The following is a 23,469-nucleotide window of genomic DNA, read 5'->3' on the forward strand; positions in this document are numbered from 1 at the left end:
TTGCTCCGTGGGCCCGCCGCGAAGGGCCATCCATGGCCCAGCGCGGCTATCCCGGCATCCATGCCGGGATGCCCACTCCACAATGCCTGCGTGCGGCCATCGTGGTTAACGGGGCGCCGAGATCAACGTCCACCGCGAGGCGGCCTTAGAGCCGACCTGACTCTCCTGGTCGTACACCTGTCAGATCTGTGGGAGCAAAGCTTGCTCGCGAAGACGGCGGCACATCCAACGCTGATGCAGGCTGGTCCACCGCTATCGCGAGCAGGCTCGCTCCCACAGGGAAAACGCGGTCCCACCAAGAACCAGGTCGGCTACCAGGCCGCCTCGTGGTGGACGTTGATCTCGGCGCCCCGTTAACCACGATGGCCGCACGCAGGCATTGCGCAGTGGGCACCTCGGCATGGATGCCGAGGTAGCCGCGCTGGGCCATGGATGGCCCTTCGCGGCGGCCCACGGAGCAATGCCGGAGTGCGGGCATGCCGAGCCCTAGCGAGGCACCGAGTGGTGGGGCATGAGCGTTTTGCTTACTTTTGCGCTTCTCAAAAGTGAGCCGCCGTCAGGGCGGAACCCTAAGCCGCCGTTACCGCAGCAATGGATATGTACCCGATCAACAAAATCTTGGCCAGCCGTAAGGCCGCCATCGCGGGCAAGCCTTGCTCCCACAAGATTTGTGGCCGGTCTGACAGACGCGGCGACTTTTCCGACGAAGTTTTAAGGTTGCTGCTCGGAAGCGGTATCTCTAGCTTGTTCGGGTCGCTGCCAATCCAGCGACCGGGACTGCAAGCCCGCCGAATTCGTTAGGCGCCAGCGCCCGGACCCACGTCTCGGGCTCCAATTGATGCAGGAGCGCCGTTATGAAAAAACATCATCCTTCTTCGCCATCAGAAAGCACTTTCCCCTACAACGACCCCGATCCAGAAAAGCTCCAAGAGGCCGCAGACCGAGCACTCGATTACCATCTGGGCACCCACCCTGATCCCAAACCCAAACCCAAACCCAAACCCAAACCCAAACCCAAACCCAAAACCTCAACTCAAGTTTTCACCGTCATCGATACCCTCGACACCGAGTGCCTGCTAGCAAATCTCAGCGAAACCCTGGCCTCAGCCAGTGCCATGGTCAACGACCTGGCGTTCGATCTGGAAGGCTCGCGGCGGCATGTCGCGCTCGGCGTGGCGCAGATGATTGACTTGAGTGAGTTGTTGGCCAATCGAGCGCTGGATCTCATCGACCCGCGTTAACCCAGTCGCTGTTAAAACACGCACAAACAAAAAGCCCACCTTCCGGTGGGCTTCGTGTTTTAGCGTTCAAACATCAATCAGAACAGTTTCATCTTCGGTGCTTCTTCTTTCACCGGTTCGTTCTTGCCGCTCTCGGCATTCCAGCCACCACCCAGTGCCTTGTACAGATTGACCTCGCTGGTCAATTGCGAGAGGCGGTCGGTGATCAGCGATTGTTGGGCGCTGAACAGTTGGCGTTGGGCGTCGAGGAAGGTCAGGTTGCTGTCGACGCCGATGCGGTAGCGACGCTCGGCCAGGCGGTAGTAGTCCTGGTTGGCGGCGACGAAGGCGGTCTGGGCCTGCAACTGTTCGTTGTAGGTCCGGCGTGCGGCCAGGCCGTCGGAGACTTCCTGGAACGCGGTCTGAATCGACTTCTCGTAATTGGCGACGTTGATGTCTTTCTGGATTTTGGCGTAATCCAGGCTTGCCCGCAGGTTGCCGGCGTTGAAAATCGGCAGATTGATTTGCGGGGCGAAGGTCCAGGTGCCTGAGCCGCCCTTGAACAGCCCGGACAGGTCCGGGCTCAAGGTGCCGGCGTTGGCCGTCAGGCTGATGCTTGGGAAGAATGCAGCCCGCGCGGCGCCGATGTTGGCGTTGGCGGCCAGCAGGTTGCGTTCGGCCTGGAGAATGTCCGGACGACGTTGCAGCAGGTCCGATGGCAACCCGGCCGGCATTTCGCTCAGCAGGTCATCGCTCAGCGGTTGCGAGTTCAGGTTGGCCGGCAGGCCAGTACCCAGCAGCAGGGTCAGGTTGTTCTCGTCCTGGGCGACCTGGCGGGTGTAGCGAGCCAGTTGCACGCGGGCGTTCTCTACCGCCGTGCGCGCCTGGCTCAAGTCCAGGGCCGAGGCCACGCCAACTTCGGCGCTGCGCGAGGTCAGCTTGAGGCTTTGATCGTAAGCGCCCAGGGTGTCCTGGGTCAGCTTGAGCAGTTCCTTGTCGGCCTGCCAGGTCAGGTAGGCGTTGGCCACGCTGGCCACCAGGCTGATCTGGGTGCTGCGACGGGCTTCTTCGGTCGCGAAGTAGCTTTGCAGCGCTTGCTCGCTCAGGCTGCGAACCCGACCGAACAGGTCCAGTTCATAGGCACTGATGCCCAGGGTGGCCGAGTAGGAGCTGCTGATGGCCGCTTCACCGGTCTGCGAGGCCCGTGCTGGTACCCGCTGGCGGCTGCCGGAACCGGTGGCCGAGACCGCCGGGAACAGGTCCGCCCGCTGGATACGGTATTGCGCGGCATAGGCATCGATGTTCAGCGCCGCGACACGCAGGTCGCGGTTGTTTTCCAGGGCCACTTGAATCAGCTGTTGCAACGCCGGGTCATGGAAAAATTGTTTCCAGCCCTGCTCGACAGCGGCCTGGCTGGGCGCATTGGCCGATTCGTAGGCCGGGCCTTGCGGGTACTGCGCCGCAACCGGTGCTTCGGGCCGCTGATAATCGGGGATCAGCGAGCAGCCGCTGAGCACGACGGCAGCGATGGTCAGGGAGAGGAGCGACTTGCTCATTGGCCAGCCTCTTTAGAAGTTTCAGGAGTGTCGTCCTGGTCGGCATTTTTGCGGCGGCCTATCGACGACACGGTCACGAAGAACAAGGGCACCCAGAAGATCGCCAGGATGGTGGCGGTCAACATACCGCCGATCACACCGGTACCGATGGCGTGTTGGCTGCCTGAGCCGGCGCCCGTGGAAATCGCCAGAGGGACCACGCCGAGGACAAACGCCAGGGACGTCATGATGATCGGCCTCAGACGCATCCTACAGGCTTCAATGGCAGCTTCCACCAGCGTGCGGCCCTGTTCGTGGAGTTCCTTGGCGAATTCCACGATCAGAATGGCGTTTTTCGCCGCCAGGCCAATGGTCGTCAACAAGCCCACCTGGAAGTAAACGTCGTTGGACAGTCCACGCAGGCTGGTCGCCATCAATGCACCGATGATCCCCAGCGGTACCACGAGCATGACCGCGATCGGAATCGACCAGCTTTCATACAACGCCGCCAGGCACAGGAACACCATCAGCAGCGACAAGGCGTACAACGCTGGCGCCTGGGAGCCCGACAGGCGTTCCTCGTAGGACAGGCCCGTCCAGGAAATCCCCACACCGGCCGGCAGCTTCTTGGCGATGGCTTCGACTTCGGCCATGGCTTCACCGGTGGAGTAACCCGGTGCCGGCGATCCTAGAATCTCCATCGCTTCCACGCCGTTGTAACGGGCCAGTTTCGGCGAGCCGTAGACCCACTCGCCCTTGGCGAACGCGCTGAACGGCACCATGGTCCCGGCGCTGTTGCGCACATACCACTTCTGCAGGTCTTCGGGGCTCATGCGCGCATTCGGCTGACCCTGAACGTATACCCGCTTCACTCGACCACGGTCGATGAAGTCGTTCACATAGTTACTGCCCAGGGCAATCGACAGCGTGTTGTTGATGTTCGAGAGGGTAATGCCCAGCGCGCTGGCCTTCTCGTCATCGATTTCCAACTGGTATTGCGGCTCGTCGTTCAGGCCGTTCGGACGCACCTGGGCCAGGACCTTGCTCTGGGACGCCATGCCCAGGAACTGGTTGCGGGCTTCCATCAACTTCTCGTGACCGATGCCGGCGCGGTCCTGCAGGAACACGTCGAAACCGGTGGCGTTACCCAGTTCCATCACCGCTGGCGGAGCGAAGGCGAACACCATTGCATCGCGGAAGGTGAAGAAGTGTTGCTGCGCGCGGCCAGCGATTTTGAACACGGTGTTGTCAGCGTTCCGCTCTTCCCACGGCTTGAGCATGATGAACGCCAAGCCGGAGCTCTGGCCACGACCGGCGAAGTTGAAGCCGGTCACGGTGAACACCGAGGCCACGCCATCGCCTTCACCACCGTCCTTGCTGGGGCGCAGCAGGAACTCGCGCATATTGTCCACCACCACCTGGGTACGCTCGGCGCTGGAGCCGGCCGGTGTCTGCACCTGGGCGAACAGCACGCCCTGGTCCTCTTCCGGCAGGAACGCTGTCGGAATGCGGGTGAACAGCCAGACCATGCCCACCACGATGATGATGTAGGCCAGCAGGTACGGAGCCTTGTGCTTGAGCATGTTGCCCACGCCGCGCTCGTAGCTTCTGACGCCACGGTCGAAAGTGCGGTTGAACCAGCCGAAGAAACCGCGTTTCGGCGTGCCGTGCTCACCCTTGGGGATGGCTTTGAGCATGGTGGCGCACAGGGCCGGGGTAAAGATCAGGGCCACCAATACTGACAAGGCCATGGCCGAGACGATGGTGATGGAGAACTGCTTGTAGATCACACCGGTGGAGCCACCGAAGAACGCCATCGGCAGCAGTACCGCCGATAGCACCAGGGCGATACCCACCAGGGCACCCTGGATCTGGCCCATGGATTTCTTGGTGGCTTCCTTGGGCGACAGGCCTTCTTCGCTCATCACCCGTTCGACGTTTTCCACCACGACGATGGCGTCGTCCACCAGCAAGCCGATGGCCAGCACCATGCCGAACATGGTCAGGGTGTTGATGCTGAAGCCGAACGCCGCGAGGATCCCGAAGGTGCCCAGCAGTACCACCGGCACCGTCATCGTGGTGATGATGGTGGCGCGGAAGTTCTGCAGGAACAGAAACATCACCAGGAACACCAGCACGACCGCTTCGACCAGGGTTTCAACCACACCCTTGATCGACTCGCTCACCACTGGCGTGGTGTCGTAGGGGAACACCACTTCCAGGCCTTGCGGGAAGAACGGCTTGAGATTTTCGACGGTCTGGCGCAGGGCCCTGGCCGTGTCGAGGGCGTTGGCGCCGGTGGCCAGTCTCACCGCCAGGCCTGAAGCCGGGGCACCGTTGAACTGGGCATTGATGCTGTAGCTTTCACCGCCCAGGGCGACGTCCGCGACGTCGCCGACGCGCACTTGCGAGCCGTCCGGATTGACCTTGAGCAAGATGGCCTTGAACTGCTCGGCGGTCTGCAGGCGGGTCTTGCCGATGATGGTGGCGTTCAGTTGTTGACCGGGCAGGGCAGGCAGGCCGCCGAGTTGGCCGGACGCAATCTGGACGTTCTGCGCGGTAATGGCAGTGGTCACATCCACCGGGGTCAGGTTGTAGTTATTCAGCTTGGCCGGGTCGAGCCAGATCCGCATGGCGTACTGGGCGCCGAAGACCTGGAAGTCACCGACACCGGCGGTCCGCGAAATCGGGTCCTGCATGTTGGACACGATGTAGTTGGACAGGTCCTCCCGAGTCATGCTGCCGTCGCGCGATACCACGCCGATCACCATCAGGAAGTTTCTCACTGACTTGGTCACGCGGATGCCCTGTTGCTGCACTTCTTGCGGCAGCAGCGGGGTGGCCAGGTTCAGCTTGTTCTGCACCTGGACCTGGGCGGTATCGGAGTTGGTGCCTTGCTCGAAGGTCGCGGTGATGGTCATGCTGCCGTCGGAGTTACTTTCCGAGGACACATAACGCAGGTTGTCGATCCCGTTGAGCTGCTGCTCGATGACCTGCACCACGGTGTCCTGCACGGTTTGTGCGGATGCGCCTGGGTAGGTCACGGAAATGGCGATCGCCGGAGGGGCGATGCTCGGGTACTGGTTGATCGGCAATTTGAGGATCGAGAGAGCCCCGACCAGCATGATCACCAGGGCGATTACCCAGGCGAAAATCGGACGGTCGATAAAAAATTTCGACATGGTTTACTCCCCTTTGCCGCCGGCTGCTTTATCAGCTGCCTGAGCGGGGGCCGGGTTCTTGGCACCAACATTGGTGGCTTCGGTGGCTTTGACTTCCACCCCTGGCCGTACGTACTGCAACCCTTCGGTGATCAAGCGATCGCCGGCCTTGAGCCCGTCTTCGATCAGCCACTGGCTGCCGACGGTGCGGCTGGCCTTGAGCTGACGCAACTCGACCTTGTTGTCCGCGCCTACCACCAGGGCGGTCGGCGTGCCTTTGAGGTCGCGGGTCACGCCTTGCTGCGGGGCGAGGATCGCCGCGCTGTTCACACCGGACTGCAGTTGTGCGTGGACGAACATACCGGGCAGCAAGGTGTGATCCGGATTAGGGAACACGGCGCGCAAGGTCACCGAGCCGGTGGTCTGGTCGACCGACACCTCGGAGAACTCCAGCTTGCCCTCATGGGCATATTGGCTGCCGTCTTCCAGGGTCAGCTTGACCATGGCGGCGTTGTCGCCGGCTTTCTGCAAGCGGCCGCTTTCCAGCTCACGGCGCAGCTGCAGCAGCTCTACCGAGCTTTGCGTCACGTCGACGTAGATCGGGTCCAGTTGCTGGATGGTTGCCAGGGCGTCGGTCTGACCGTTGCTCACCAACGCACCTTCGGTTACCGAGGAGCGACCAATGCGACCGGAGATCGGTGCGTAGACCTTGGTGTAGCGCACGTTGATCTGGGCGGTCTGCAGATTGGCTTCCGACTCCAGGCGGTTGGCCAAGGCGGTGTCGTATTCCTGGCGGCTGACGGCTTGTTCCTTGACCAGTTGCTGGTAACGATCGGAAATCGACTTGGTGGACCGCAGGTTGGCTTCGGCGCTCTTGAGCGTCGCTTCGTACACGGCCGGGTCGATCTGGTACAGCTGTTGGCCGGCCTTGACGTCGGCGCCTTCCTTGAACAGACGCTTGAGGATGATGCCGTTGACCTGTGGGCGAACTTCGGCGACGCGGAACGCACTGGTGCGCCCCGGAAGCTCTGACGTCAGGGTGAAGGGTTGAGTCTTGAGGGTTACGACGCCGACCTGAGGAGGGGGAGGAGCAGGCGCAGCCTCTTCCTTTTTGCATCCGCTGAGCAGCGATGCCAGGGCGATGGCGGTAACCAGAGCGGTAACAGCTGGCTTGAATTGCATGGAAATCCTCGGGTCCAGGCGCGCAACTGGCGCACTCGAAAGGTGGAAGGTTAAAAAGGCGGTGTTATTCAATTAGTAGGATGCTAAGAAATATACTTACGTACATGGTTGTTTGTAAACAGCCAAATTGCGTACCATCCGGATTTACAAAAGCCTGACAAAGGCCTGCAAGGGTCGGGGACGCATTCCAAGAAACGCCGCCTCATATTTTGTTCAGCTGATCCTTACGCATTGCTTACGCATCCTGATTGAGGTGTTTACTGCCATGGTCCGTCGTACCAAAGAGGAAGCCCTGGAGACTCGCAGCCAGATACTCGAAGCCGCTGAAAAGGCCTTTTTCGAGCGAGGCGTGGCACGCACGACGCTCGCCGATATCGCAACACTGGCCGGTGTGACGCGCGGCGCCATCTACTGGCACTTCAGCAACAAGGCGGACCTGCTCCAGGCCATGCTCGATACCTTGCAAGAGCCACTCGATGAACTGGCGCGTGCCAGTGAGCGCGAAGAGGAGCTTGATCCGTTGGGTTGCATTCGCAAGCTGTTGGTGCAGTTGTTCCAGCAGGTGGCCCTGGACCCGAAAACCCGCCGCATTAATGAAATTCTGTTCCATAAGTGCGAATTCACCGATGAAATGTGCGATTTGCGCCAGCAACGGCGTGAGGTCAGTCTCGACTGCAATGTGCGCATCGTGCTGTCGTTGAGCAATGCGATGAAGCGTGGTCAACTGCCGGATGACCTGGACCCCGAAAGGGCGGCGATTGCCATCCACGCCTACATCGACGGCATTCTCTACCAATGGCTGCTGGCCCCCGACAGCTTCTCGCTGGCCGGTGAGGCTGAGCGCTGGGTAGACATCGGGCTGGATATGCTGCGCCTGAGCCCCAGCCTACGCAAATGAACAAAATGCGTAATTGCATCGGTTTGTGTCAATAGCTGATTGGCGACGGTGCCGCCGTGTCTTGATTGCGTCCAGGTCTTTTGTAGATGCACTGCGGGCACGTTGATCGCTCACGAGTCGCTATCGTGCAGGGGCGTTATGGCGTGTTCATGTACAGGCGCCAGATAGGTGCCTGTACTTGTCGTGTCGGCTGTTACCGACCGCCTGGATTATTCGACGATGAGGCGCACCGAATAGTTGAAGGGGGGTTCGAGCATTTTTCGGAAGATTTCTGACCGGCAGGTGTATTCACCATTGCCGGTATACGCGACTCTGCTTTTCCAATTTGGCCTATAACTGGATTCCAGGGCGCCGAAACCGATGGGCGCCTCAAAGTGGGTTTGCATTTGACAGCCGAAGTTGAAATTGCTCATTTGATAGGAGAGAACTAATTCAATCGGCTTGATCTTTCTCAGTGTCGGCTGCCAGCCAGCGGCGGGGTAAGTGAATCTTCGGTCATGGACGAAATAAAGTTCTTGTGTCGTTTTGGCGGCCACTTCATAAGCACTCAAGGAAAAATCCGGGGGCATGGGGATCTCACTTGAAATGTTTGTCATTTCCAAAGCGTTGGAAGTGTTGTTTGTGATCTCCACGGTAATGCGTGTGTTGGCCAGGCTGCTGGCAACTGCTACGGGCCCCAGCAGCAGGCCGAGAACCAAGTTTTTCATAATGTTCATTGCGATGTATCTCTCATGAATGCGAGGCACGCTAAAGCCTGCATAAAATAATTGTGCGGGTTTGAAGTTGCTCGGTTTAGTGTTGCTTCTACAAGATTTGAAGTGGCTTATTAAAATGAGTGGTTTTTGAGTCCGTTTGGTGGGTGGGGTGCTGTTCGGAATTATTATTAGCGTTATTGGGTGTGGTTATCCATGGTGAGTAAGTGTTGTGTTGTTATTTGATATTTCGATTGCTGAAGGAGTGGGTTGGATTTGAAGTGCGTAGATGCAAAAAAGCCCCGGCTCTTTCGAGTCGGGGCTTTTTTAAAAAGCTGATTTTTCTAATTACATCACGGGGTAGTCGATATAACCGACCGGGCCTTTTCCATAAAACGTTTCGGGGTGCGCCTCGTTCAAGGGGGCATCGGCTTTCAAACGTGCTGGCAGGTCCGGGTTGGCAATGAACGGCACACCGAAGGCGACGGCATCGGCCTTGCCCTCGGCGAGCCAGGCATTGGCGCTGTCCTTGGTGAAGCGTTCATTGGCAATGTACGGGCCGCCGAAAGCTTGCTTGAGTTGCGGGCCGATGCTGTCTTCGCCTTCCTTCTCGCGCGAGCAGATGAAAGCGATGCCACGCTTGCCCAGCTCGCGGGCCACGTAGCTGAAGGTTTCGAGGCGGTTCTCGTCGCCCATGTCATGGGAGTCGGCGCGTGGTGCCAAGTGCATGCCAACCCGGCCGGCGCCCCAGACTTCGATGACGGCGTCGGTCACTTCCAGCATCAGGCGGGCACGATTTTCCAGGGAACCACCGTATTGGTCGGTGCGCTGGTTGGTGCTGCTTTGCAGGAACTGGTCGAGCAGATAGCCATTGGCGCCGTGGATTTCCACACCGTCGAAACCGGCGGCCTTGGCGTTTTCGGCACCTACGCGATAAGCGTCGATGATGTCGGCGATTTCAGCGGTTTCCAGTGCGCGTGGCGTCGGGTAGTCGGCCAGCGGACGCACCAGGCTCACGTGGCCTTTGGGCTGGATGGCGCTTGGCGCCACCGGGGTTTCGCCGTTCAGGTACGACGGGTGCGAGATCCGGCCCACGTGCCACAGTTGCAGGAAGATTTTGCCGCCGGCGCCGTGGATCGCCTTGGTCACGTTGCTCCAGCCGCGCACCTGGTCGTTGGACCAGATGCCCGGGGTGTCCGGGTAGCCCACGCCCATTGGCGTAACGGACGTTGCTTCGCTGAGGATCAGGCCGGCGGACGCACGTTGCACGTAGTACTCGGCCATCAACGCGTTGGGTACGCGACCGGCGTCGGCGCGGCAGCGGGTGAGTGGGGCCATGATGATGCGGTTCTTCAGCTCGATGTCGCCGAGTTTGATCGGATCGAAAATAGTCGTCATGAATTACAACCTCGTCAGAATCAGGGAGTGGTTAGAAGTCAGTGAGTTGCCGGTGCCAGGTCGGCATTGCCGCCCTGGCGGAAAGTGATCAGGGTGACCAGTAGCGCCAGCACGGCTAGCGCACCGGCGGCCAGGGGCACGGTGGTCAGGCCCAGGCCGTGATCGATGACGCTGCCGCCGACCCAGGCGCCCAGGGCGTTGCCGATGTTGAAAGCGCCGATGTTCAGGGTGGACACCAGGTTTGGCGCGGCTTTGCCGAAGGTCACCACGTTGACTTGCAGGGCCGGCACGGCGGCAAAGCAGGCGGTGGCCCAAAGGAACAGGGTGATTTCGGTGGGGATCAGCGCCACGCTGGTCCAGCTCAGCACGGTTGAGACCACGGCCATGGTGATGAAGACGCCCATCAGCGTGTTCGCCAGGCTCTTGTCTGCCAGCTTGCCGCCAATGATGTTGCCCAGGGTCAGGCCCAGGCCGATCAGCACCAGGGTCCAGGTCACGCCACGGGGCGACACGCCGGTGACTTCGCCCAGCAATGGGGCAACGTAGGTGAACAGAGTGAACACCGAGGCGGAGAACAGCGCGGTCATGCTCAGGGACAGCCACAGGCCCGCGCCCTTGAGCGCTACCAGTTCCGAACGCATGTCGAGTTTTTCTTCATCGCGCTTGGCTGGCAGGAAACGGATCAAGCCGATCAGCGCAATCACGCCAATGACGGTGACGGCCCAGAAGGTCGAGCGCCAGCCGGCTTCCTGGCCCAGTGCAGTGCCCAGCGGTACGCCGAGCACGTTGGCCAGGGTCAGGCCGGTGAACATCAGGGCCACGGCCGAGGCGCGCTTGTTGGGCGCAACCAGGCCGGCGGCCACCACCGAACCGATGCCGAAGAACGCCCCGTGGCAGAGGGCGGTGACGACCCGGGCGAACATCAGCACGTTGTAGTCGCTGGCGATGGCGCAGAGCAGGTTGCCGACGATGAAAATCCCCATCAGCGCCACCAGGGCGGCCTTGCGCGGCAGCCGCGCGGTGGCCAGGGCCATGAACGGCGCACCAATGGCCACACCCAGGGCATAACCGGTCACCAACCAGCCGGCGCCGGGGATCGAGACACCCAGGTCAGCTGCCACATCGGGTAGCAGGCCCATGATGACGAACTCGGTGGTGCCGATGGCAAAGGCGCTCAGGGCCAGGATGAGGAGTGAGAGGGGCATGGTGGGGTCCTTGTCAGATCAGAGCTCTTGGCTCATTTGCTTGAGGAACTGCTGGATCACTTCCTCGTTGCGTTTGAAGAAGTGCCATTGACCGACCTTCTGGCTGCTGATCAGCCCCGCCCGTTGCAACACCGCCAGGTGGGCAGAAACCGTGGACTGCGACAGGCCGCAGCGCTGGTCGATCTGTCCGGCGCAAATGCCGAATTCGTGGTTGTGCAACTGTTCGGGGAACTGGACCTTGGGGTCTTTGAGCCAGTTGAGGATGTCTCGCCGTACTGGGTGCGCCAGGGCTTTTATTATTTCGTCGAGGTCGAGGGTCATGGGGGCAAGCTCGGGGTGAGTAAAACGCTATATCGCGATGGGGCGAACCTTAAATCGTTATTTCGCGATATACCAATATGGATTTGATCTGAGGATCGAATAAATCGCTATATCGGGTTATAACGATATTGGCGTGACGATGCTAAGCTGCTCGCCATGAACTACCTCGCGCACCTGCACCTCGGCGGCCCCGGCCGGGAACAATTGCTCGGCAGTCTCTACGGCGATTTCGTCAAAGGGCCGCTGCAAGGGCAGTACGATGCCCGGATCGAAGCGGCGATTGCCTTGCATCGGCGCATCGACATGTACACCGACCGCCATCCCTTGGTGGACGTTGCCCTGTCGCGTTTTTCCACGGTACGCCGGCGCTATGCCGGGATCGTCCTCGACGTATTTTTCGACCACTGCCTGGCCCGGGACTGGATGCTGTACGGCGAGGGGCCGCTGATGGATTTCACCTCTCGGGTGTACCAGGTACTCAATACCGAACCGCAACTGCCGGGGCGCCTGGCGCAGATCGCGCCTTATATGGCAGCGGATGACTGGTTGGGTTCTTACCGGGAGTTCGAGGTGCTTGGGCAGGTGTTGCGCGGCATTTCCCGACGCCTGTCCCGGCCGGAGGAATTGGCCGGGGCGATGCAAGAGTTGATCAGGCTCTACGAGCCGTTGAGCGAGGATTTCCGGCTGTTCTACCCACAGTTGCAGGATTTTGCGCTGAGCCAGATTGCACCACAAAACTAAATGTGGGAGCGGGCTTGCTTGCGAAAGCGGCGGTTCAGTCAACATCTCTGCTGAATGTTAAACCGCCTTCGCGAGCAAGCGCGCTCCCACAAGGGATTTCCACAGGTTCTCGGTTCAGGCTGCGATCGCAGGCCGCATCGGCGCTTGCTGTTTCTCCGGGATCTCGCCGAACAACGCCTTGTGCACCGCCTGCTGCGCCTGGAAGGCCAGGGCCGCGCGTTCCTGGCCGTGGCAGGCGATCGGTTGCAGCAGGTGAATGTGCACGTCGCCCCGATCATTGGCGAACAAGCGCATCAGGTGCGACAGCAAGTCGTCATCGCCAATGAACGGTGCCAGCGCGTCAGGTTCGCCATTGCGCAGGTAACGGATCGCCACCGGTTGCAACGCTACGTCGGCATCGATGGCCGCGGATAACAAGCGACCATGGAAAGTACGCAAGGAACGGCCATCGGTGGTGGTCCCCTCAGGGAACATCAACAGCGGATGAGCCTGTTCCAGGTGGCGGCTCATCTGTTTGCGAATCAACTGGCTGTCACCCGAGCCGCGACGGATAAACAGGCTGCCGGCCTTGGCGGCCAGCCATCCGGCCACCGGCCAGGTACGCACTTCGGCCTTGGACAGGAACGACAGCGGCGTGAGCATGCCCAGCAGCGGGATGTCGGTCCAGGACACATGGTTGCTGACCCACAGCATCGGCCGTTGCGGCAACTGGCCGTGGACCGTCACGCAAAAGGGCAGGGCATGGCTCAACCGCGCCATGAAGAACCGCGACCAACGCTGTCGACGCACCATGGAGTTGGCAATCCCCAGGCGTTCGAACAACCCGAACAGGCAAGCCATGCTCAGGCCCAACGCCACCACCAGCAGCACTCGCGCGATACGCGCGTACACCCGCAACCGGCTCATCAGACCGCTGCCTTGAAGTGACGGGCATAGCGTGGGCAGAGTTCGTCGCGCTTGAGCAGGATGAACACGTCGGCCACCTGGAAATCCTCGTCCCAGCATGGCTCGCCGCAAATCTTCGCGCCCAGGCGCATGTAGGCCTTGAGCAGCGGAGGCATTTCGGCGATGACGTTGGACGGCACGTCCAGGGTCGGCAGCGGTTTTTTCGGTACGGCTTGCAGGTGTTCGGTGCACAGGTAGCGTTCGCGCAGGCGCTGCATGATCGCCTGGGCCTGGATACCGCCGTCCTGCATCGGAATGCTCGCGCAGCCCATCAGGTAGCTGTAGCCGCCTTCGTTCAGGACTTCAGCCAGTTCACCCCAGAGCACCGCGATGGTGCCGCCGTTGCGGTAGGCCGGGTCGACGCAGGTGCGACCGATTTCCAGGATCGGGCCCTTGAGATGGACCAGGCCATGAAGGCTGAATTCTTCTTCGCTGTAGAAGCGGCCCAGGCTGCTGGCGGCCTGGTGGTCGAGCAGGCGAGTGGTCGCCACGAGACGGCCGGTATTCAGGTCGCGTACGCCGATGTGGGCGCAGTGAACATCATAGTCATCCATGTCCAGACCCACTTCCGCGCCTTTGAGCTTGGCGTTGAATTCGCCGCTGAAGACGTTGAAGCGCAGGGCCTGGGCTTCTTGCAGAGCTTTGGCGCCAATCAGGCGTTCGGCTTGCAGGCGGCGTTCATTGCCGGTGTCGCTGATGCGGGCGATCTGAGTCATAGCGAATCTCCGTGCGGGCTGTGCACCCGTCTTGGGGTGAGCCAATCGACTTTCTTTATGCAGTCATGTTGTGCAAAGTCAGGCTATGTAGCCCCGGTGTCATCGCCATGAAGCTTTGGTGATGCTTATATGACAGTCCTCAAGGAGCGCCCCATGCCCTGGCAAACCCTGATCGAACGCGGCGAACGCCTGCCCGCCCATCCGGACCTGGCCGAGGGTTATGCGACCTTGCTGCAACGCCTGGGGCCGGTCACGCCGTTCGAACTGGCGGTGGCCGGGGCGCGGTTGATGGCGACGCCGGGGCTGGCTTTCCTGGTGGGGTATCAGGCGGCGCTGCGGGTGCTGTGGCCGAGCGCACCCCAGAGCCTCGGTGCCTTGTGTGCCACCGAACAGCGCAGCCTGCGCCCGGCGGACCTGCAGACCCGCCTCAGTGATTTGCGCCTGAGCGGGCGCAAGGATTTTGTCACCGCGGGTGATGCCGCCGAATGGTTGCTGGTCGCCGCCCGCAGCGAAGCACCCGGTGAAGCGCCGCGCCTGAACCTGGCGGTGGTCTATCCCGGCGAGCCTGGCGTCACCCTGGAAAAACTCCCGGCCATCGCCTTGATGCCGGACATCAGCCATGGCCGCGTACGGCTTGACGGGGCGCTGTGCGAGTTGTTGGCCGGCGACGGTTGGGATGCCTACGTCAAACCGTTCCGCACCTTGGAAGACCTTTATGTGCTCAGTGCCATGACCGCCTGGTTGTATGGCGTGGGACAGGAGTGCGACTGGCCGCAGCCTTTGCAGTTGCGCCTGCTGGCGTTGCTGGCAGGTTGCGCGGAGGTGAGCCGTCACAACCCGTCCAGTGCTGTCGGGCATGTGCTGCTGGCTGGGGTGTTCGCCCAGTTTGAAGGGCTCGCTGGCGAGCTGAATGAGGCACTGGCCGCCGGGCCTGACGCGTGGCGCGAGATGTGGGCGCGGGATAAAGCGGTGATGGAGATGGCGGCGGGGGCGCGGGCCAAGCGGTTGGCCAAGGCGTTGGAATCTTCATTGGCTTGACGGGCCTCATCGCGGGCAAGCCTTGCTCCCACAGGTTCAGGGTTAAATGACAGTCTGTCGTAGACCTGTGGGAGCAAGGCTTGCCCGCGATGGCGTTGGTACTGTCGACACAAACATCCAAACTGTCATCAAGCCTGCTTAAACTCAGCAGGTTCAACCCTCCGAGCCCCAAGCATGTCCAAAGGCTGGTTCCTGATCCCGTTCCTGCTGCTCACCCTGGGCGTCCACGCTGAAGACTGGCCCGGCGAGCAGTGGCCAACCGGCCCGCGTCCCTCCGGGCCGGCCATCGAAGCCCTGGAACAATACGCCTTCCCGCCTCGGGACGAGGTCAGCCGCGAAGGCATCCGCACCGATGCGCTGCTGGTGATCCAGAACGGTCGGCTGGTCTATGAACGCTATGCCGGACCGACCACCGCCGACACCTCGCACCTGACCTGGTCCATCAGCAAAAGCCTGATGGCGACGGTGTTTGGCGTGGCCTACGGGGAAAAGCTGTTTGGCCTGCAGGAGCCGGCGGCCAAATATTACCCGGCGCTGAGCAAGCACCCGGACATGACCCTCGCCGATCTTTTTCACTGGGCCTCGGGCCTGGATTGGCAGGAGGACTACGAATACGCGCCGCTCAACTCCTCGGTGGTGGCGATGCTGTACACCCGGGGACGCCGCGACATGGCGGCCTTCACCGCGCAGCACGAAAGTTTCAGCCCGCCGGGGCAGGCGTTCCGTTATTCCAGCGGCGACAGCAACCTGTTGGCGGCCGCGCTGAAAAACATCGTCGGCCCGGCGCGCTACCCCGATTACCCCTGGACGGCCCTGTTCGAACCCTTGGGCATTCGCCACGCTGTCTGGGAAACCGATGCCAGCGGCACGTTCGTCGGCTCGTCCTATGCCTACCTCACGGCGCGGGACCTGGCGCGTGTCGGGTTGTTGATGCAACGGGACGGTCGCTGGGGCGAACGGCAGTTGATCCCCAAGGATTGGATCGCGTTCAATCGCGAGCCCTTCGCCCGCTTCCAGGCCGGCCAGGACGAAGCCGTCCCTGGCGGACATTGGTGGCTCAACCGCGCCGCCGACCCGACGATCCGTCCGTGGCCCGATGCGCCATCGGATACCTTCGCCGCGTTGGGCCATTGGGGCCAGGTGTTGTACATCATCCCCAGCGCCAACCTGGTGATCGTGCGCTACGGCGATGACCGCGATGGCCGTTATCGCCACAACGAGCTGCTCAAGCGAGCCATGGCGGCGTTCGCCGGGGCGGTACAGCCATGAGACGCAAACTGTTGCTCACTCTGGCGTTGGCGCTTCTCATCGCTCTACTGGGCTGGATCTGGCTTGAACGCGTGGCGCTGCGGTCCTTTCCCGACATCATCAGCGCTTACACCGCCAAGGAATATTGTTCGTGTCGCTACGTGATGGAGCAACCGGCTGATTATTGCCGTGGCTATGTGAAGCAGTCGGTGCCCATCAGCGACTTTCTCGATACCCCCGAAGCGAAGCGCGTCACCGTCAGCGGGTTGGGGCGTAGCAGCAGCGCGCGGTGGATGGGGGCGCGGCAGGGGTGTCGGTTGGAGTAAGGCCTGACACCGGTTCTACTGTGGGAGCAAGGCTTGCCCGCGATGGCGATTTCAAAAACGTCATCGCGGGCAAGCCTTGCTCCCACAGATGAACGCCTTCACCACAGGTTCCCTGTATTCCTGGGCAGTTGTTGCAACAGACAGTTTGCAAGCGCCCTCGGCCCGGTTAAGGTTCGCCACAGGTTTATCTGCCCCCCGAGTGTGTATGTTCAAGCGGTCTTTTTCTCACGCTGTCGCGACCTTGCTGCTGGCCTGCGCCGCGCTGCCGGCCCAGGCCAATTGGTACCTGGACGGCGAATCGTCGCGGCTGTCGTTCATCAGCAGCAAAAACGGCAATGTCTCCGAGGTCCAGCGGTTCCTGGTGCTTCATGGTCAAGTCCAGCCTAACGGATTGGCCCGCCTGGAGGTGGAGCTGGACTCCATCAACAGCGGCATTCCCCTGCGGGACGAGCGCATGCGGGCCGAGTTGTTCGAGATCAAGCAATTTGCCGAAGCCAGCATCACCGGGCAGATCGACTTGGCGCCGATCCAGGACCTGGCCAACGGCGCGCAGTTGGAACTGCGCCTGCCACTGACGGTGAACCTGCACGGCAAGCAGCATGAGTACCAGGCCGAACTGTTGGCGACACGCTTGGATGAACGACGTTTCCAAGTGGTGACCCTGGAGCCGGTGGTGCTCAACGCGGCGGATTTCGACTTGGCGCCGGGCCTGGAAAAACTGCGAAACCTGGCCGGGCTATCGGCCATCAGCCTGTCGGTGCCGGTGAATGCGGTGCTGATTTTTACGGCGCGCTGACATGAGCGGCCCAGTATTTCCCTGGCGTGAAGGCAATCGCTTCGAGCTGTTGATTGACGGCCCGCAGTTTTTCCCGCGCATGCTGGTGGAAATCGCCCGGGCCCAGGAACAGGTCGAACTGGAACTGTACCTGGTGGAGGCGGGGGCTTGCGCCGAGGCGATGGTCCAGGCCCTGGTCCAGGCCGCCGAGCGCGGTGTGCGGGTGCGCTGCCTGTTCGATGACTACGGCAGCCTGGCGTTTACCCTTGCCCTGCGCAACCGCCTGACCGAGGCCGGCGTAGAGCTGCGCTTCTACAATCGCCTGAGCTGGCGCCGTTGGGTGCGCAATCTCTACCGTGATCACCGCAAGCTGTTATTGGTGGATCAGCGTCTGGCGGTGGTCGGCGGCACCGGTGTGACCGATGAATTCTGGAACCCCCTCGATGACCACTGTGATTGGCACGAAGTGATGGTGGAAATCGTCGGCCCGCTGGTGCTCGACTGGCAGTTGCTGTTTGACCGCCAATGGCTCGCCAACCGCCATCGCCGTGCCTGGAAACCCGCCTCCAACTTTGGTTTGCCACGCTTGCCCCGCGTTCCACTGGTAGGTGAGGGCATGGGCCGGGTGGCGTATGCCGACGCCCGTCAGCATCGCGACATTCTGCAATCGTTGTCCCGGGCGCTTAACAGCGGTCAGAAACGGATCTGGATGGCGACACCGTATTTCCTGCCGACCTGGAACGTGCGTCGCTCCTTGCGCAAAGCCGCCGCACGGGGCATCGACGTGCGCCTGCTGCTCACTGGCCCGCGCACCGATCATCCGTCCGTGCGCTACGCCGGGCATCGTTACTACCCGCGATTGCTCAAGGCCGGGGTGCAAATATTCGAATACCAGCCGTGTTTCCTGCACCTGAAAATGGTGCTGGTGGACGATTGGGTCAGCATCGGCTCGTGCAATTTCGATCACTGGAACCTGCGCTTCAATCTGGAAGCCAACCTCGAAGCCCTCGACCCCGGGCTCAGCAGTGCCGTGGCAGCGAGTTTCGAACGTGACTTTGCCCAGAGCCTGCAAGTCAGCCTCGACGCCTGGCAACGTCGGCCGCTGTGGAAGCGGGTCAAGCAGCGATTGTGGGGGTGGGTGGATCGGTTGGTGGTGAATTTGCTGGGGCGACGGGGTTAGGGTTCACCGAAAACCGATGTGGGAGCGGGCTTGCTCGCGAACGCGGTGTGTCAGCCGACTCAATTGCTGACTGATACACCGCGTTCGCGAGCAAGCCCGCTCCCACAGGGAGTTTGTGTTGCCTGAGGATCAGAGCAACTCAAAACTCTGCTGCTTCACCTCCTGGGAATCCAGGCCGATCTGCACGTTGAACTTACCTGGCTCAGCCGCGTATTTGAGCTGGGCGTTGAAGAACTTCAGGTCATCTTCGGTGATGGTGAAGTGGACGACTTTTTTCTCACCGGCCTTGAGCATCACCTTGCGGAAGTTTTTCAGTTCCTTCACCGGGCGGATGATCGAGCCGGTCACGTCCTGGATGTACAACTGCACCACGGTTTCGCCGTCACGCTTGCCGGTGTTTTCCACCGTTACGCTGGCGTCGAGTTTGCCGGTCTTGTTCAGCGTGGTCGATGACAGGGCCATGTCCGAGAGGCTGAACTGGGTGTAGCTCAGGCCGTAGCCGAACGGGTAGAGCGGGCCAGTGGTGTCGTCGAAATATTGCGAGGTGTAGTTGCCCGGCTTGCCCGGCGTGAATGGCCGGCCGATGCTCAGGTGGTTGTAGTAGGTAGGAATCTGCCCGACCGAGCGTGGGAAGGAAATCGGCAGTTTGCCCGACGGGTTGTAGTCGCCGAACAGCACGTCAGCGATGGCGTTGCCGCCTTCGGTGCCGCTGAACCAGGTTTCCAGGATCGCGTCAGCCTGTTGCTGCTCTTGCAGCAGCGACAGTGGGCGGCCATTCATCAACACCAGCACCAGCGGCTTGCCGGTAGCCTTCAGGGCCTTGATCAGTTCGCGCTGGCTGGCGGGAATATCCAGTTCGGTGCGGCTCGACGATTCGTGGGACATGCCCCGGGACTCACCCACGGCGGCCACCACTACATCGGCTTCCTTGGCGGCTTTGACGGCTTCGTCGATCAGCACCTGGGCCGGACGCGGGTCGTCCACCACTTCCGGAGCATCGAAGTTGAGGAAGTTCAGGTAGTCGAGCACCTTCTTGTCGCTGGTGATGTTGGCGCCACGGGCGTAGATCAGCTTCGACTCAGCGCCCAGGGCGCGGGTCATGCCGTCGAACAGGGTGACCGATTGCGCAGGACGCCCGGCGGCGGCCCAACTGCCCATCATGTCGATCGGTGCCTTGGCCAGCGGGCCGACCAGGGCGATCTTCGCCGTCTTCTTCAGGGGCAGGGTCTGGTTGCGGTTTTCCAGCAGAACCAGGCTGCGGCGCGCCACGTCACGGGCATCGGCGCGGTGCATACGGCTTTCGGCGTAGGTGTCGACCGGGTCGTCCTCGGCTTTGCCAATGCGCAGGTACGGATCCTTGAACAGGCCCATATCGTATTTGGCCGCGAGCACTTCCCGTACCGCGTTATCGATGTCGCTCTGCTCGATCTCACCGGCCTTGAGCAGCCCTGGTAGTTCTTTGCCATAGAGCGAGTCGTTCATGCTCATGTCGATGCCGGCCTTGATCGCCAGCTTCGCCGCTTCGCGACCGTCCTTGGCGACGCCGTGCTTGATCAGCTCGAAGATGGCGCCATGGTCACTGACCGCCAGCCCCTTGAAGCCCCATTCCTTGCGCAGCAGGTCGTGCATCAGCCAGGTGTTGGCGGTGGCGGGCACGCCGTTGATCGAGTTCAGCGCGACCATCACCCCGCCGGCTCCGGCGTCGATGGCGGCGCGATAGGGCGGCAGGTAGTCCTGGTACATTTTCACCGGGCTCATGTCCACGGTGTTGTAGTCCCGACCACCTTCTACCGCACCGTACAGGGCGAAGTGCTTGACGCTGGCCATGATGCTGTCGGCTGCGTTGGCGCCGGTGCCCTGGAACGCCTTGACCATTACGCCGGCGATGCGCGACACCAGGTAGGTGTCCTCGCCAAAGCCTTCGGAGGTCCGGCCCCAGCGTGGGTCGCGGGAAATGTCGACCATCGGCGCGAAGGTAATGTCCAGGCTGTCGGCCGCGGCTTCCTGGGCTGCAACTCGCCCGGAGCGGTAGATAGCGTCCATATCCCAGCTCGAGGCCAAGGCCAGGGGGATCGGGAAAATCGTGCGGTGGCCGTGGATCACGTCATAGGCGAAGAACATCGGGATCTTCAACCGGCTGCGCATGGCCGCGTCCTGCATCGGACGGTTTTCATCGCGAGTGATGGAGTTGAACGTGCCACCGATGTTGCCGGCGGCGATTTCCTTGCGGATCATCTCCCGAGGCATTTCCGGGCCGATGCTGATCAGGCGCAATTGGCCGATCTTCTCTTCGAGGGTCATTTGCTTCATCAGGTTACTGATGAACGCGTCCTTGTTCTCTATGGGGGCTGGCAGGTTGTCGGCTAATACGGATTGACTGGCCAGACTGACAAACAGGCCCAGCAAACACAGCTTCTTCATGAATAGTTTTCTCGCAAGCCTAAAGGGCGGTGATCAGGACACGCCGGTCAGCCAAAATGTGAGGAGCGGCTATTGTTGTTCAGTTAAATGCAGCACACTTTCGAACCCATTGGGCTGAACTTAGTTTCGCACTGCGCATCTTTTAGCCCATCGACCTGATTCAATCCAGTGCGGCGCAGATTATGCCCCAGACGCCGGTGAGATAGGTGGCAGTGTTTTTTCCAATGTCATGCAATGGAGAGCTTCATCCGATGAATCTACGACTGAACCACCGCACTGGCCTGCAAATCCTGGCCCTGATGCTGTTCACTTCGCTGCTGGCCGGTTGCGGCATCAATAACATTCCGACCCTGGATGAACAGGCCAAGGCTGCCTGGGGCCAGGTACAGAACCAGTACCAGCGCCGCGCCGACCTGATTCCCAACCTGGTGGAAACCGTCAAGGGTTATGCCCAACATGAGCAGGAAACCCTGACCGCCGTGATTGAAGCGCGGGCCAAGGCCACGTCGATCCAGGTCGATGCCGGCACCTTGGACAACCCGGAAAAACTCAAGCAGTTCCAGCAGGCCCAGGACCAGTTGAGCGGCGCCTTGAGCCGGCTGATGGTGGTGGTCGAGCGTTACCCTGACCTCAAGGCCAATCAGAATTTCCTGGCCTTGCAATCGCAGCTCGAAGGCACCGAGAACCGCATCGCCGTGGCCCGCCGTGATTTCATCCTGGCTGTGCAGAAGTACAACACCGAAATCCGCACCTTCCCCGGTCGCCTGTGGCACAGCGTGATGTACAGCGACCTGCCGATCCGCGAAACCTTCGAGGCCACCAGCCCCAACGCCGAGAAAGCGCCTGAAGTGAAGTTCTGATCAATGCTCCACAGGCTATGGCGTTACCACGGATGAGGTTCCAATGCGCGTGTTGAAAATTGGCCTGGTGCTGCTGCTCTGGGTGTTTGCAGTCACGGCCCAGGCCGAATTGAAGTTTCCGGCGCTGACCGGGCGGGTGGTGGACACCGCCCAGATGCTCGATCCTTCGGTGCGCGGGCAACTGGACGGGCAGCTCAAGGCCCATGAGCAGGCCACCGGCGAGCAAGTGGTGGTCGTCACACTGGCGGACCTGCAAGGCACCAGCATCGAAGATTTCGGTTATCAACTGGGGCGTCATTGGGGCATCGGGCAGAAGGATAAAAACAACGGCGCGTTGCTGATCGTGGCCCGGGACGACCGTAAACTGCGGATCGAAGTGGGCTACGGTCTGGAAGATCGCCTGACTGATGCCCAGAGTTCGGTGATCATCAACCAGGTGATCACCCCGGCCTTCAAGAGCGGCAACTTCAACAAAGGTGTCAGCGACGGCGTGGCGGCGATGCTGCTGGTGTTGGGCGGCAGCCCGTTGGATGAACCGGCTCCGGTATACAGTGCGGACGGGCGGGAACAGGGTGATTTTGTCGAGCGTCATCCCGGGTTGTTCATCTTCCTGGCGTTGCTGTTTATCGTGACCATATTCATTTGCCAGATGCTGGGTATCCTGCCAGCGGGCCGAGGTGGCTCCGGCGGCTCCGGTGGGGGAGGCTTTGGCGGCGGTGGTGGTGGCGGTGGTTTCAGCGGTGGCGGGGGCAGTTTCGGGGGCGGCGGTTCGTCGGGCGGCTGGTGACAATAATAATGAGCAGGTACTTTTAACCATGGCGTTACTGACTGAACACGAACAACGCAAGGTCGCCGAGGCCATCGCCCGGGTCGAGCGCGAAACCGACGCCGAACTGGTCACCGTGCTCGCCGCCCGTGCTGACGACTACGCCTATATTCCGCTGTTGTGGGCCAGCCTGTTGGCCCTGGTGGTGCCCGGCGTGCTGCATTACCTCACGGGCTGGTTGGCCATGCACAGTCTGTTGATGGTGCAGTGGATCAGTTTCATCGTGCTGTGCCTGCTGTTTCGCATTCCAAAAGTCACCACCCATTTGGTCCCTCGTTCGGTGCGCCATTGGCGGGCCTCCAACCTGGCGCGCCGACAGTTTCTCGAACAGAACCTGCACCACACGGTGGGCAGCACAGGAATGCTGATTTTTGTTTGCGAAGCCGAGCGGTATGTGGAAATTCTGGTGGATGAAGGCATTTCCAAGCGCCTCGCCAACAAGAGTTGGGATGCCATCGTCGCGGCATTCACCCAGCAGGTTCGCCAGGGACGGACACTGGAGGGCTTCGTGACTTGCATCGAAGCCTGTGGCGAATTGCTCAAGGTGCATGTGCCGGTGACCCACGAGCGCAATGAACTGCCCAATCGGTTGGTGGTTCTGGGCTAGGAAGCATCTGCCAGCTCATTGTTATGCCAAGCGTGCTTGTGTGGCGAGGGAGCAAGCTCCCTCGCCACACAAGCCTGGTCGGCCATGAAAGATTGAGCATCATCAAGAGGGTACCGCCCGGATTTCGAACCATTCGGGAAATTCCCCGTGCCCTCACTCCCCATCCCCCCTAAA

The 23,469-nt window shown here is 61.1% G+C and carries 21 protein-coding genes; 11 read left to right on the top strand and 10 right to left on the bottom strand.

What is annotated here, in order from left to right:
- The first annotated feature begins 854 nt into the window (after positions 1 to 854).
- Complete coding sequence (locus tag ACWNZ1_RS00005; RefSeq protein WP_456027279.1) at positions 855 to 1,241, top strand: DUF6124 family protein; 387 nt, start codon at positions 855 to 857, stop codon at positions 1,239 to 1,241.
- A gap of 77 nt (positions 1,242 to 1,318) precedes the next feature.
- On the opposite strand, the gene adeC is transcribed toward ACWNZ1_RS00005, so the two are convergent.
- Genes adeC through ACWNZ1_RS00020 form a run of 3 tightly spaced genes read right to left on the bottom strand, consistent with a single transcriptional unit; the run spans position 1,319 to position 7,098 of the window.
- Positions 1,319 to 2,776: an AdeC/AdeK/OprM family multidrug efflux complex outer membrane factor gene (adeC, locus tag ACWNZ1_RS00010; protein ID WP_135844114.1), complete on the bottom strand. Its 1,458-nt coding sequence runs from the start codon at positions 2,774 to 2,776 to the stop codon at positions 1,319 to 1,321.
- Entirely contained in the window at positions 2,773 to 5,937 is a 3,165-nt protein-coding gene (emhB, locus tag ACWNZ1_RS00015; protein WP_256452309.1) for an efflux RND transporter permease subunit EmhB, read from the bottom strand. The genes adeC and emhB overlap by 4 nt, the downstream gene beginning before the upstream one ends.
- Positions 5,938 to 5,940: 3 nt before the next feature.
- On the bottom strand, positions 5,941 to 7,098 hold the full coding sequence (locus tag ACWNZ1_RS00020) for an efflux RND transporter periplasmic adaptor subunit (RefSeq protein ID WP_135844116.1): 1,158 nt from the start codon (positions 7,096 to 7,098) through the stop codon (positions 5,941 to 5,943).
- A gap of 265 nt (positions 7,099 to 7,363) precedes the next feature.
- On the opposite strand from ACWNZ1_RS00020, the gene ACWNZ1_RS00025 reads away from it, so the two are divergent.
- Positions 7,364 to 7,996 carry a TetR family transcriptional regulator gene (locus tag ACWNZ1_RS00025; protein WP_135844117.1) on the top strand — a complete coding sequence of 211 codons (633 nt, stop codon included), beginning with the start codon at positions 7,364 to 7,366 and terminating at the stop codon, positions 7,994 to 7,996.
- 209 nt (positions 7,997 to 8,205) lie between these two features.
- Here ACWNZ1_RS00025 and ACWNZ1_RS00030 read toward each other — a convergent pair whose 3' ends face one another.
- The 4 genes from ACWNZ1_RS00030 to ACWNZ1_RS00045 form a co-directional block, all read right to left on the bottom strand.
- Positions 8,206 to 8,712 (bottom strand): hypothetical protein, encoded by a 507-nt coding sequence (locus tag ACWNZ1_RS00030; protein ID WP_256452310.1) that lies wholly within the window; start codon positions 8,710 to 8,712, stop codon positions 8,206 to 8,208.
- Between the two features lie 324 nt (positions 8,713 to 9,036).
- Positions 9,037 to 10,086, bottom strand: coding sequence for an alkene reductase (locus ACWNZ1_RS00035; protein ID WP_135844119.1), 1,050 nt, complete (start codon positions 10,084 to 10,086; stop codon positions 9,037 to 9,039).
- Positions 10,087 to 10,124: 38 nt separating this feature from the next.
- Positions 10,125 to 11,291 carry an MFS transporter gene (locus tag ACWNZ1_RS00040; RefSeq protein ID WP_135844120.1) on the bottom strand — a complete coding sequence of 389 codons (1,167 nt, stop codon included), beginning with the start codon at positions 11,289 to 11,291 and terminating at the stop codon, positions 10,125 to 10,127.
- An 18-nt stretch (positions 11,292 to 11,309) separates the two neighbouring features.
- Positions 11,310 to 11,612: an ArsR/SmtB family transcription factor gene (locus ACWNZ1_RS00045; RefSeq protein WP_135844121.1), complete on the bottom strand. Its 303-nt coding sequence runs from the start codon at positions 11,610 to 11,612 to the stop codon at positions 11,310 to 11,312.
- Positions 11,613 to 11,768: 156 nt separating this feature from the next.
- Between ACWNZ1_RS00045 and ACWNZ1_RS00050 the strand changes: the two genes are divergently transcribed.
- Complete coding sequence (locus ACWNZ1_RS00050) at positions 11,769 to 12,353, top strand: acyl carrier protein phosphodiesterase (RefSeq protein WP_135844122.1); 585 nt, start codon at positions 11,769 to 11,771, stop codon at positions 12,351 to 12,353.
- Between the two features lie 114 nt (positions 12,354 to 12,467).
- On the opposite strand, the gene ACWNZ1_RS00055 is transcribed toward ACWNZ1_RS00050, so the two are convergent.
- Both ACWNZ1_RS00055 and olsB read right to left on the bottom strand, forming a co-directional pair.
- Positions 12,468 to 13,259 (bottom strand): lysophospholipid acyltransferase family protein, encoded by a 792-nt coding sequence (locus ACWNZ1_RS00055; protein WP_280944752.1) that lies wholly within the window; start codon positions 13,257 to 13,259, stop codon positions 12,468 to 12,470.
- Positions 13,259 to 14,014, bottom strand: a complete 756-nt coding sequence (gene olsB / locus ACWNZ1_RS00060; RefSeq protein ID WP_135844124.1) for an L-ornithine N(alpha)-acyltransferase — start codon at positions 14,012 to 14,014, stop codon at positions 13,259 to 13,261. The genes ACWNZ1_RS00055 and olsB overlap by 1 nt, the downstream gene beginning before the upstream one ends.
- A gap of 153 nt (positions 14,015 to 14,167) precedes the next feature.
- Between olsB and ACWNZ1_RS00065 the strand changes: the two genes are divergently transcribed.
- The 5 genes from ACWNZ1_RS00065 to ACWNZ1_RS00085 all read left to right on the top strand — a co-directional run bounded on the left by ACWNZ1_RS00065 (position 14,168) and on the right by ACWNZ1_RS00085 (position 18,581).
- Entirely contained in the window at positions 14,168 to 15,052 is an 885-nt protein-coding gene (locus ACWNZ1_RS00065; RefSeq protein WP_135844125.1) for an acyl-CoA dehydrogenase middle domain-containing protein, read from the top strand.
- A 174-nt stretch (positions 15,053 to 15,226) separates the two neighbouring features.
- On the top strand, positions 15,227 to 16,321 hold the full coding sequence (locus ACWNZ1_RS00070) for a serine hydrolase domain-containing protein (RefSeq protein WP_135844126.1): 1,095 nt from the start codon (positions 15,227 to 15,229) through the stop codon (positions 16,319 to 16,321).
- On the top strand, positions 16,318 to 16,626 hold the full coding sequence (locus tag ACWNZ1_RS00075; RefSeq protein ID WP_135844127.1) for an amidase: 309 nt from the start codon (positions 16,318 to 16,320) through the stop codon (positions 16,624 to 16,626). The genes ACWNZ1_RS00070 and ACWNZ1_RS00075 overlap by 4 nt, the downstream gene beginning before the upstream one ends.
- Positions 16,627 to 16,831: 205 nt before the next feature.
- Entirely contained in the window at positions 16,832 to 17,422 is a 591-nt protein-coding gene (locus tag ACWNZ1_RS00080) for a YceI family protein (protein WP_135844128.1), read from the top strand.
- Between the two features lies 1 nt (position 17,423).
- Positions 17,424 to 18,581 carry a phospholipase D-like domain-containing protein gene (locus tag ACWNZ1_RS00085; protein ID WP_280944753.1) on the top strand — a complete coding sequence of 386 codons (1,158 nt, stop codon included), beginning with the start codon at positions 17,424 to 17,426 and terminating at the stop codon, positions 18,579 to 18,581.
- A gap of 129 nt (positions 18,582 to 18,710) precedes the next feature.
- Here the strand turns inward: ACWNZ1_RS00085 and bglX are convergent, their stop codons facing one another.
- The gene (gene bglX, locus ACWNZ1_RS00090; protein ID WP_135844130.1) at positions 18,711 to 21,002 is read right to left on the bottom strand and encodes a beta-glucosidase BglX; all 2,292 of its coding nucleotides are present in this window, start codon (positions 21,000 to 21,002) and stop codon (positions 18,711 to 18,713) included.
- Positions 21,003 to 21,253: 251 nt separating this feature from the next.
- Between bglX and ACWNZ1_RS00095 the strand changes: the two genes are divergently transcribed.
- Genes ACWNZ1_RS00095 through ACWNZ1_RS00105 form a run of 3 tightly spaced genes read left to right on the top strand, consistent with a single transcriptional unit; the run spans position 21,254 to position 23,295 of the window.
- Positions 21,254 to 21,862, top strand: a complete 609-nt coding sequence (locus ACWNZ1_RS00095; RefSeq protein ID WP_256452313.1) for a LemA family protein — start codon at positions 21,254 to 21,256, stop codon at positions 21,860 to 21,862.
- Between the two features lie 43 nt (positions 21,863 to 21,905).
- Positions 21,906 to 22,649, top strand: a complete 744-nt coding sequence (locus ACWNZ1_RS00100) for a TPM domain-containing protein (RefSeq protein ID WP_256452314.1) — start codon at positions 21,906 to 21,908, stop codon at positions 22,647 to 22,649.
- 28 nt (positions 22,650 to 22,677) lie between these two features.
- The gene (locus tag ACWNZ1_RS00105; RefSeq protein ID WP_256452315.1) at positions 22,678 to 23,295 is read left to right on the top strand and encodes a TPM domain-containing protein; all 618 of its coding nucleotides are present in this window, start codon (positions 22,678 to 22,680) and stop codon (positions 23,293 to 23,295) included.
- Positions 23,296 to 23,469: the final 174 nt, after the last annotated feature.

This window comes from Pseudomonas sp. CFBP 5748, assembly GCF_053850495.1.

Excerpts from the sequence above, each read along its gene's own strand:
- ACWNZ1_RS00035 (WP_135844119.1), bottom strand. The coding sequence starts at position 10,086 with ATGACGACTATTTTCGATCCGATCAAACTCGGCGACATCGAGCTGAAG.
- ACWNZ1_RS00005 (WP_456027279.1), top strand. The coding sequence starts at position 855 with ATGAAAAAACATCATCCTTCTTCGCCATCAGAAAGCACTTTCCCCTAC.
- bglX (WP_135844130.1), bottom strand. The coding sequence starts at position 21,002 with ATGAAGAAGCTGTGTTTGCTGGGCCTGTTTGTCAGTCTGGCCAGTCAA.
- ACWNZ1_RS00100 (WP_256452314.1), top strand. The coding sequence starts at position 21,906 with ATGCGCGTGTTGAAAATTGGCCTGGTGCTGCTGCTCTGGGTGTTTGCA.
- ACWNZ1_RS00065 (WP_135844125.1), top strand. The coding sequence starts at position 14,168 with ATGCCCTGGCAAACCCTGATCGAACGCGGCGAACGCCTGCCCGCCCAT.
- ACWNZ1_RS00020 (WP_135844116.1), bottom strand. The coding sequence starts at position 7,098 with ATGCAATTCAAGCCAGCTGTTACCGCTCTGGTTACCGCCATCGCCCTG.
- emhB (WP_256452309.1), bottom strand. The coding sequence starts at position 5,937 with ATGTCGAAATTTTTTATCGACCGTCCGATTTTCGCCTGGGTAATCGCC.
- ACWNZ1_RS00055 (WP_280944752.1), bottom strand. The coding sequence starts at position 13,259 with ATGAGCCGGTTGCGGGTGTACGCGCGTATCGCGCGAGTGCTGCTGGTG.
- ACWNZ1_RS00085 (WP_280944753.1), top strand. The coding sequence starts at position 17,424 with ATGAGCGGCCCAGTATTTCCCTGGCGTGAAGGCAATCGCTTCGAGCTG.
- adeC (WP_135844114.1), bottom strand. The coding sequence starts at position 2,776 with ATGAGCAAGTCGCTCCTCTCCCTGACCATCGCTGCCGTCGTGCTCAGC.
- ACWNZ1_RS00075 (WP_135844127.1), top strand. The coding sequence starts at position 16,318 with ATGAGACGCAAACTGTTGCTCACTCTGGCGTTGGCGCTTCTCATCGCT.
- olsB (WP_135844124.1), bottom strand. The coding sequence starts at position 14,014 with ATGACTCAGATCGCCCGCATCAGCGACACCGGCAATGAACGCCGCCTG.
- ACWNZ1_RS00045 (WP_135844121.1), bottom strand. The coding sequence starts at position 11,612 with ATGACCCTCGACCTCGACGAAATAATAAAAGCCCTGGCGCACCCAGTA.
- ACWNZ1_RS00080 (WP_135844128.1), top strand. The coding sequence starts at position 16,832 with ATGTTCAAGCGGTCTTTTTCTCACGCTGTCGCGACCTTGCTGCTGGCC.
- ACWNZ1_RS00050 (WP_135844122.1), top strand. The coding sequence starts at position 11,769 with ATGAACTACCTCGCGCACCTGCACCTCGGCGGCCCCGGCCGGGAACAA.
- ACWNZ1_RS00070 (WP_135844126.1), top strand. The coding sequence starts at position 15,227 with ATGTCCAAAGGCTGGTTCCTGATCCCGTTCCTGCTGCTCACCCTGGGC.
- ACWNZ1_RS00105 (WP_256452315.1), top strand. The coding sequence starts at position 22,678 with ATGGCGTTACTGACTGAACACGAACAACGCAAGGTCGCCGAGGCCATC.
- ACWNZ1_RS00025 (WP_135844117.1), top strand. The coding sequence starts at position 7,364 with ATGGTCCGTCGTACCAAAGAGGAAGCCCTGGAGACTCGCAGCCAGATA.
- ACWNZ1_RS00040 (WP_135844120.1), bottom strand. The coding sequence starts at position 11,291 with ATGCCCCTCTCACTCCTCATCCTGGCCCTGAGCGCCTTTGCCATCGGC.
- ACWNZ1_RS00030 (WP_256452310.1), bottom strand. The coding sequence starts at position 8,712 with ATGAACATTATGAAAAACTTGGTTCTCGGCCTGCTGCTGGGGCCCGTA.
- ACWNZ1_RS00095 (WP_256452313.1), top strand. The coding sequence starts at position 21,254 with ATGAATCTACGACTGAACCACCGCACTGGCCTGCAAATCCTGGCCCTG.